General features: G+C 64.0%; 9 protein-coding genes. 6 read left to right on the top strand and 3 right to left on the bottom strand.

Features of this window, described 5'->3' with window-relative positions; all coding sequences use genetic code 11:
• The 5 genes from PLN84_RS04015 to PLN84_RS03995 form a co-directional block, all read left to right on the top strand.
• Positions 1 to 656 (top strand): NADH-quinone oxidoreductase subunit H (locus tag PLN84_RS04015; protein WP_348531922.1); only part of this gene is annotated, 656 nt, incomplete at its 5' end.
• 5 nt (positions 657 to 661) lie between these two features.
• Positions 662 to 1,144, top strand: coding sequence for an NADH-quinone oxidoreductase subunit B family protein (locus tag PLN84_RS04010; RefSeq protein ID WP_348531924.1), 483 nt, complete (start codon positions 662 to 664; stop codon positions 1,142 to 1,144).
• On the top strand, positions 1,141 to 1,521 hold the full coding sequence (locus PLN84_RS04005; RefSeq protein ID WP_348531921.1) for an NADH-quinone oxidoreductase subunit C: 381 nt from the start codon (positions 1,141 to 1,143) through the stop codon (positions 1,519 to 1,521). Before PLN84_RS04010 ends, PLN84_RS04005 begins: the two co-directional genes overlap by 4 nt.
• Positions 1,506 to 2,585 (top strand): nickel-dependent hydrogenase large subunit, encoded by a 1,080-nt coding sequence (locus tag PLN84_RS04000; protein WP_348531920.1) that lies wholly within the window; start codon positions 1,506 to 1,508, stop codon positions 2,583 to 2,585. The genes PLN84_RS04005 and PLN84_RS04000 overlap by 16 nt, the downstream gene beginning before the upstream one ends.
• Positions 2,586 to 2,607: 22 nt before the next feature.
• Positions 2,608 to 3,012 carry a 4Fe-4S dicluster domain-containing protein gene (locus PLN84_RS03995; RefSeq protein ID WP_292383046.1) on the top strand — a complete coding sequence of 135 codons (405 nt, stop codon included), beginning with the start codon at positions 2,608 to 2,610 and terminating at the stop codon, positions 3,010 to 3,012.
• A 691-nt stretch (positions 3,013 to 3,703) separates the two neighbouring features.
• Here PLN84_RS03995 and PLN84_RS03990 read toward each other — a convergent pair.
• The 3 genes from PLN84_RS03990 to PLN84_RS03980 all read right to left on the bottom strand — a co-directional run bounded on the left by PLN84_RS03990 (position 3,704) and on the right by PLN84_RS03980 (position 7,548).
• On the bottom strand, positions 3,704 to 5,074 hold the full coding sequence (locus PLN84_RS03990) for an NAD(P)/FAD-dependent oxidoreductase (RefSeq protein ID WP_292383047.1): 1,371 nt from the start codon (positions 5,072 to 5,074) through the stop codon (positions 3,704 to 3,706).
• 92 nt (positions 5,075 to 5,166) lie between these two features.
• Entirely contained in the window at positions 5,167 to 6,954 is a 1,788-nt protein-coding gene (locus PLN84_RS03985) for an SLC13 family permease (RefSeq protein WP_292558845.1), read from the bottom strand.
• Positions 6,955 to 7,005: 51 nt separating this feature from the next.
• Complete coding sequence (locus PLN84_RS03980; protein ID WP_348531923.1) at positions 7,006 to 7,548, bottom strand: YkgJ family cysteine cluster protein; 543 nt, start codon at positions 7,546 to 7,548, stop codon at positions 7,006 to 7,008.
• On the opposite strand from PLN84_RS03980, the gene PLN84_RS03975 reads away from it, so the two are divergent.
• Positions 7,456 to 7,803 carry a hypothetical protein gene (locus PLN84_RS03975; protein WP_348531919.1) on the top strand — a complete coding sequence of 116 codons (348 nt, stop codon included), beginning with the start codon at positions 7,456 to 7,458 and terminating at the stop codon, positions 7,801 to 7,803. The two genes, PLN84_RS03980 and PLN84_RS03975, sit on opposite strands and share 93 nt — an antisense overlap.
• The last annotated feature ends 60 nt before the right edge of the window (positions 7,804 to 7,863 follow it).

Below are 7,863 nucleotides of genomic sequence, written 5' to 3'. Positions count from 1 at the left end.
ACCTGATCTTCATCGCCCTCTCCGGCGCGCTCTTCTTCGCGGGAGGGGACCTCTTGCTGATCGTCTTTGCCTTCACGCTCGCCCACGTCTTCCTGGTGCTCGGGGCCTACGCGGTCCACTCACCCTACAGCCATATCGGGGCCGGGCGGGAACTGATCCAGCTGATGGCCTACGAGCCGATGATCATCCTTGCGGCCGTCGGGTTCTACATGGTCACACAAAGTTTCTACGTCACGGATATCGCCGCCACGACCGTGCCGGCGATCCTCTACCTCCCCGGCGTCTTCCTGGGCTTTGCGGTCATTCTCACCATCAAACTCAGGAAGTCCCCCTTCGACATATCGACGTCGCACCACGCGCACCAGGAGATCGTCAAGGGGATCACGACGGAGTTCTCGGGCTCCACGCTCGCGCAGGTCGAGATCGCCCACTGGTACGAGAACGTCTTCCTCCTCGGGTTCGTATTCCTCTTCTTTGCCTGGAACCCCGTGATCGGGATCGTTGCGGTCGCTATCACCTACCTTGCGGAAATCTTCGTCGATAACGTCACCGCACGGGCGCGGTGGCAGGCTGCATTGAAGAGTGGGTGGCTCGCAGCGATCCTCGGGATCGTGAACCTGGCGATCCTCTCCTATATGATGCTTGGGGGTGTATGAGTACCATGGCATTCCTGAAGCGATCACCCTGGATCCTTCATTACGATGCGTCCAGTTGCAACGGGTGCGACATCGAGGTGCTGGCATGCCTCACACCGCTCTACGACGTGGAGCGGTTCGGCATCATCAACACGGGAAACCCGAAGCACGCGGACATCCTGATGATCACGGGCGGGATCAACGAGTTGAACCGGGCGGTGGTAAAAAACCTCTACGAGCAGATGCCGGAGCCGAAAGTCGTCGTTGCGATAGGCATCTGCGCCGCAACCGGCGGCATTTTCCGGGAGTGCTACAACATCGCGGGAGGTGTCGACAAGGTTATCCCCGTCGACGTCTATGTTCCGGGATGCGCGGCGCGGCCGGAGATGATCATCGACGGTGTCGTGAAGGCGCTCGGGATCCTCGAGGAGAAACGGGCGAAGATGACCGGAAGCGCCCAGGCAAAAGAAACAGCGCGGCATGCGGCAGAGGCAGGTGGGAGCACATGACGGTTAACGAAGAGCAGACAATCATCAACGTCGCACCGGAGGACCTCATGCGCGAGGTCGAAGGGCTCCAGGCCGGCGGGTACCGCCTTGTCCAGATCGGGTGCACGGACATCGGCGGGGCTTACGAGGTCAACTACTCGTTCGACAAGGACTACCAGTACCGAAACCTCCGCCTGACGGTGGGGCCGGAGACGGAAGTTCCGAGCATCTCCGGTATCTACTGGGGGGCGTTCGTCTACGAGAACGAGATGCACGACCTCTTCGGGATCCCTGTTGTCGGGATCAACATCGATTTCAAAGGGACGTTCATCAAGACGGTGGAGAAATACCCATTCAGCGTCACGCGAAGAGGGGGTGACCAATGCCGGAACGCATAGTCGTGCCGTTTGGGCCGCAGCACCCGGTGCTGCCGGAACCGATCCACCTCGACCTCGTCCTCGAGGACGAGACAGTGGTGGAGGCGATCCCCTCCATCGGCTACATCCACAGGGGACTCGAGCGGCTCATCGAGAAGCGCGAGTTCACGGAGTATGTCTACGTGGCGGAGAGGATCTGCGGGATCTGCAGTTTCATGCACGCACTCTGCTACAGTCAGGGTATCGAGGAGATCATGAAGATCGAAGTCCCCGACCGGGCGCGCTACCTCCGGACGATCTGGTCGGAGTGTTCGCGTCTCCACTCCCACCTCCTCTGGCTCGGCCTCTTTGCGGACGGGATGGGCTTTGAGAACCTCTTCATGCGGTCCTGGCGCCTCCGGGAGAGCGTGCTCGACGTGCTCGAGGACACCAGCGGGGGACGGGTCATCCAGGGCACCTGCAAGGTCGGCGGGGTCCGGCGCGACATCGGGGCGGAGAAGCTCGCGGAGATGCACCGCGCGCTCGACCCCTTCGAGGAGGAGTGCCGGGACCTCGGTGACGTCTTCTTGAACGACGAGACGGTGAAGTACCGCCTCCAGGGCCTCGGTGTCGTCGGGAAGGACGACGCCTACGCCCTCGGGGCCGTCGGCCCGACCGTGAGGGCAAGCGGGGTCGCGATCGACCACCGCGAGACCGGCTACGCCGCCTACGGTGACCTCGGCTTCAAACCGGTCGTGGAGACCGCCGGGGACTGCTACGCCCGGTGCGCCGTCCGGGTCAAGGAGGTCTATGCCTCCATCGACCTGATCCGGCGCGCGATCGACCAGATTCCCGAAGGACCCCTCGACGTGAAGGTCAGGGGAACACCGGACGGCGAGTACTTCTCCCGTGTGGAGCAGCCGCGGGGCGAGGTCATCCACTACCTGCGGGGCAACGGCACCAAACACCTCACCAGGGCCCGGATCAGGACACCGACGCTCGCGAACATCCCGATACTGGTGAAGATGCTCCCGAACGCCCAGCTTGCCGACGTCCCGGTCGTCGTCCTCTCGATCGACCCCTGCATCAGCTGCACGGAGAGGTGAGTTTGGGATGGGAATTTTTCAGATGACAAGAACGGTTCTCCGGAACCTCGCAGGCGGGCCGGACACCCGGCCGTACCCGGCAGTCCCGGCGCGGACGGGGCCCTTCACCCGGGGGCACGTCACCTTCGACCCGGCCACCTGCCGCTCCTGCGGCCTCTGCTCGCGGCGGTGCCCGTGCGAGGCGATCCGCCTCGATAAGGAGGAGAAGGTCTGGGAGATAGACCGCATGCGCTGCATCGCCTGCGGCGACTGCGTCGAGGGCTGCCCGTTCGGGAGCCTCATGATGGAGCCGGAGTACTTCTCGCCGGTGGTGGAGCACGTGGTGGAGCGCTACACCATCACCTACGTGAAGCCCGAGAAGCCCGCGAAGAAACCGGCTGAAGAGAGCACGGGCGCAAAGGAAGAAGGCGCCGACGCCGGTGCGTGAGAACGGGGGCCGGGGCCCGAATCCCCCTGGCACGATCTTTTTTTGGCCACTTTTTATCGAGCAGTGGAAGCGCTAAAAGTGCGATTGTGACCGTCAAAGTGGCTGGAGCCAGGAGAATCCGTTACACTGGATCGTGGAGATTGTGTACCCCGATGTTCGGGTTCCTGTCCTTCAGTCAGTCACAACTCATGCACGGTTTTCTACGGGATATCGCCACGCACTGCCCCCGCCCCTGGAGTGGGGAACGACTGCCGGAACGGCAGGAGTTGGAGCACCGTCAGGTGCAGATTGCGACGGGCCATGGGGCCGGAGCATGAGCATCGCAGGTGCGGAGGAGGAGGCCGGAGGCCGGGCGGGGAACGACTGCCGGAACGGCAGGAGTTTGAGAAGACCGGAGGTCTTCGAATGGGGGTCACAGGTAGAATCTTACGGGGTAGAGACAGGGGAGGGGGCCAGCCCCCTCCCTGTCAGCCCCTCCCCGCGTGGCGATATCCCCACGGTCCAGTGTACCAGACCAGATATGCTCATAGTTTCGGTTGTTTCAGCAGTCTGAATCACGCCTGCTATAAGCCCAGAAGTGAAAAACCGTCTCTTTCCGAAACGGGGGTGCCGACTGCCCCACCCGTTTGGCGCCCCTAACTAAGAGTCCCCAATCAGTCGAACCGCATCACCTTCCAGCTTATCACTTATCTCACTTCCTCACCAGCGGGTGGACCATGTGGATGATGTCGTAGGTGTGGCTCGGGTAGGCCCACGGGATCGCGTCCAGCGTCAGGTCCTCCACCGTCAGGTTGTGCCGGATCACGAGGGCGAAGACGTTGATCACCTCCTCGACGTGGGGCCCGATGAGGTGGGCCCCGAGGACCCTGTGGGAGTCGCCGTCGATCAGGAGTTTGTAGCCGGCATGCTTCTCGCCGGTGCTCCGGTTCGTGAAGCGCGCCGAGAGATCCCCGGCATGGACGATGTAGGATATCCCCCTCTCCTTCGCGGCCTCTTCCGTGAGCCCGACCGACGCGATGGGCGGGGTCGTGAAGGCGGCACTCGGGACGACGGAGTAGTCCGCGGTCCGGGTGTTGCCGTGCAGGATGTTGTCGACGACGATATGGGCGTCCCTCACCGCCACCGGCGTCAGTTGCGGACTCTTCGCATTCGCGTCCCCGGCGACGTAGACCGCCGGATTCGAGACGCTCTGGAGGTATTCGTTGACCGCGATCCCCCGCCGGTCGGTCTCGACCCCTCCGGCCGCAAGGTCAAGGCCCTCTATCGCGGAGACCCGGCCGGCGCCGTGGACGACCATATCGGCATCGAAGGTCTTCTCCTGTCCTTTCTTCCCGGCCCGGACCCGGAGGCCGGCGGCGTTCTTCTCGACCGAGAGAAGGGGCATATCCACCCGGACGTCGATCCCGGCCTCACGCGACGCGAGCACCACCCGGTCGACGATATCGGGGTCGAATCCCGAGAGCACCCGCCCGCTCCGCTGGAGGATCGTCACCGACGAGCCGGCCCGGGCAGCCACATGGGCGAACTCGAACGATATGTAGCCCCCGCCGATGAAGACAATCCGCTCCGGGAGCGCTTCAAGGTAGAAGAAGTCGTCGCTCGGGGTCACCAGGTCTTCCCCCGGGACGCCGAGGGGGCGGGGGTGCGCACCGGCGGCGATCACGACGTACCGGGCCGTGAGGGTATCGTCCCCGATCACGACCCGGTTCGGGCCTATGAAGCGGGCGGACCCATGATAGGTCTCGATCCCCGCCCCCTGGAACCCCTCCTCCTTCCGCCGGGGGATGGGATCCGTGAACGAACGCACGAAGGCGACCAGCCGCGGCCAGTCGATCGAGACATCCCCGGATATCCCGTTCCCCTGCTGATTACTGACGCGGGCAACCGTCTCGGCGGCGCCGGCAAGCGCCTTCTTCGGGACACAACCCCGCAGGGCGCACGTCCCCCCGTAGTCACGTTGATCGGCGATCGCTACCCGCATCCCGGCATCCCTGCAGTGCCAGGCGATGTCGGAACCGGCGACCCCGGTCCCGATAACGACGAGATCATACTCCTGCTCCATAGTGAATCCTTGGTCGCCACAGAGCCCCATAAAGGTTTACCCGGAGAGAGTTGACACAGCACCGACGATTACCCCTTCGAGGGGAGGAGCGGTCAGAAATAGAGCAGGGAAATGATCCCGACGGCGACAATGATGAAGATGACCGTCAGAGCGCCCCCCGCCACGAGATAGTCACGGTTCCGGTAGCCTCCGGGGCCCATCAGCAAGGCATTCACCGGGTGCGTGGGGAGGAGGAAGGAGTTCGAGGTGCAGATCCCGGTGAGGAGCGCCAATCCACGGGGGTCGAGGCCGAGCGAGCCCGCCATCACGAGCACGAGCGGGACCAGGAGAACGGTTGCCGCAATGTTTGACATCACGAGCGAGAACGTGGTCGCGAGGACGGCAACTGCGACGAGGATGAGGAGCGTCGGGTACCCGGCGACCAGGCCGACCAACCGGTCGGCGACGAACTGTGCGGTTCCAGTCGTATCCATGGCGATGCCAAGCGGGAGGAGGCCGGCGATCAGGACAAGCGTCCGCCAGTCGATGGCCCGGTAGACCTCGCCGACCGGGATGACCCGGAGGAGGATCATTGCGATCACCCCTGAAAGGAGGCTCACCGGGATCGATAGGCCCGTGTAGGTGAGGGCGACGGCGGCAGCAAAACAGAGGACGGCGGCCGCTGCTCCACGTTCGCGAACCCCCATCCGCCCCTCGACGGGAGTCACCAGAACGAAGTTCCGGCTCGTGCCGAACGCCCGGAGCCGTTCCCAGCGGCCCAGGACGACCATCGCATCGCCTGCCCGCAGGGGAATGTCGGCAAGGTCCTTCCGCCGCTCTTCTTCTCCGGAGAGGAGGATCAGCACCTCGGCACCGTAGGTGACCCGAAACTCGAGGTAGCGGAGCGTCTTGCCGATGACCGGAGCATACGGCCGGACGATCACCTCTGCAAACCCCACGTTTGGATCGGCCATGACATTTGCGGTGCTCTCCCCGGCCCGGACCCATTCAAGATCGAAATCATCTTTGAACCGTTCGATGTCCCGGTCCTCCCCGAGTATGCTGAGTTCCTGTCCGGCGGCGAACCGGGTATACCGCCACGGCGTGTAGACGATCTCGCCGCCCTCGGCGATGGAGATGAGGTGGAGGGCGTAACCCGATATCATGTGGACATCCTCCCGTGTCTTCCCGACGAGGGGACTTTTAGCAGGGACCCGCAGGTAGGATATCTGGTAGGGCAGGCGCCAGTTCCGGATCAACTCCTCCTGAGGCGTCAGCCTGGTTCCCTCGCGCCGGGGAAGGACCCGGTCCCCGAAGAAGTAGAAGAAGGCGATCCCGATGAGCAGGAGCGGCAGGCCGACGGGGGCGACGGCAAAGAGTTCGAAGGGCACATACCCGCGCTGTCTGAGGAGGTCGTTCAAGATGATGAGGGTGCCCGCCCCGACCATGCTGATAGTCCCCCCGATAGTTGCAGCGTAGCCGACCGGCAGGAGAAGGTGCGATGCCGGGACCCTCGTGAGCGACGAGACCCGCAGGAGCAGGGGGAGGAAGACGGCGGTGGCCCCGACGCTCTGCATGAACGCCGAGATCCCGCCGGCGACGAGCGAGACGGCGGCGGTCAGGCGCCGCTCATCACGACCGGCAAGCCCGACTATCGCGCGGGCGATCCGGACGGTCACCCCCGTGCGGTCGAGCCCGCGGCCGAGAACCATCACCGAGAGCATGGCAATCACCGCGCTGCTCGAAAAGCCGGAGAGGGCCTGCACCGGGGTGACGAGGCCGAGCCACGCGAGCGCGAGAGTCACGAGAGCGGCGGCGACGTCAACCCGGACAACGCCGGTGATGAAGAGGACGGCGCCACCGGAGAGCACCAGCAGGGTGAGGAGGACCACGGTCTCCATCAGGCACCCAGGGTGCGGGAAGCAGAAATAGATACGGTCGGGCCCGGATGATCACTCGTACATCGCGCGGGTGACCCAATGCGGCTCAAACTGGCCGCGGTGGAAGACCCGGACCTCGACCTCCGCACCCTTCCGGAAGTCCCGCATCAGGAGGTCGTAGGTCCGCCGGACGTAGCGCAACCCTTCGGCGGCAAAGAGGTCGCGGAGAGCCCGCCGGAACCGGATCGCCTGGTCGATGAAGGCCGCCTCGTAGGCACGGGTCTCCCGGGCGATCCGGGCGCACTCTTCCGCGTCGATCGGGGTATTGTAGCACCCGTGCTCGTTTAAGCCGCCGATCTGCCGCCAGTCGACGGCGCCCGTCTCGTCGGCCTCTCGATGGAGCATGTAGGGATAGATCCGGCAGATGGCAAACCTCTGAGCGTAGATGCTGCACCTGCCGTCGGAGAGGAAGATGCAGGAGCCGTCCGGCTTTGTCCTGAGGGCGTAACCCGATACGTAGAAGTGTCCCTGCTGGTCGCAGGCATCGAAGTCCGGCGCCGGGATGATGGCGTCCGGCGCAAACCTGCGGACACGGTCGGTGTCCTCCTCGAGCAGAAAGACGTGGCCGTTGAACTCGCGGGTGCAGCACCGTCCGCAACAGTCGCAGGAGAACCCGACCTCACGGATGATCTCGATGAACTCCTCTTCCGGGAACCGGAGGAGATTATCGCGTTCTGCTTTGAGGGCAGCAATCTCTTCGTCGAATGTGAACGTAACCGGCAGCCTCCGTCATCGTGCCCGGCACGAATGCCGGGATCGCTATCACAGGTGTTTGGGGGGAGAGGGGATATGCCCTTCGGGCCACGGTAAAAGACTTCGAAAATATTCGTAGGTTACGCAAACCTGATACCCCCGCGCGTGCATCATCCT

The sequence above is a fragment of the Methanoculleus sp. genome (genome assembly GCF_035363275.1).
Taxonomy (GTDB): domain Archaea; phylum Halobacteriota; class Methanomicrobia; order Methanomicrobiales; family Methanoculleaceae; genus Methanoculleus.
This window is presented reverse-complemented; position numbering and strand designations above follow the sequence as displayed.

What these genes read in the sequence shown, in the direction of transcription:
- PLN84_RS04005 (WP_348531921.1), top strand. Translation starts at nt 1,141, where the DNA reads ATGACGGTTAACGAAGAGCAGACAATCATCAACGTCGCACCGGAGGAC.
- PLN84_RS04000 (WP_348531920.1), top strand. Translation starts at nt 1,506, where the DNA reads ATGCCGGAACGCATAGTCGTGCCGTTTGGGCCGCAGCACCCGGTGCTG.
- PLN84_RS03990 (WP_292383047.1), bottom strand. Translation starts at nt 5,074, where the DNA reads ATGGAGCAGGAGTATGATCTCGTCGTTATCGGGACCGGGGTCGCCGGT.
- PLN84_RS03985 (WP_292558845.1), bottom strand. Translation starts at nt 6,954, where the DNA reads ATGGAGACCGTGGTCCTCCTCACCCTGCTGGTGCTCTCCGGTGGCGCC.
- PLN84_RS04010 (WP_348531924.1), top strand. Translation starts at nt 662, where the DNA reads ATGGCATTCCTGAAGCGATCACCCTGGATCCTTCATTACGATGCGTCC.
- PLN84_RS03995 (WP_292383046.1), top strand. Translation starts at nt 2,608, where the DNA reads ATGACAAGAACGGTTCTCCGGAACCTCGCAGGCGGGCCGGACACCCGG.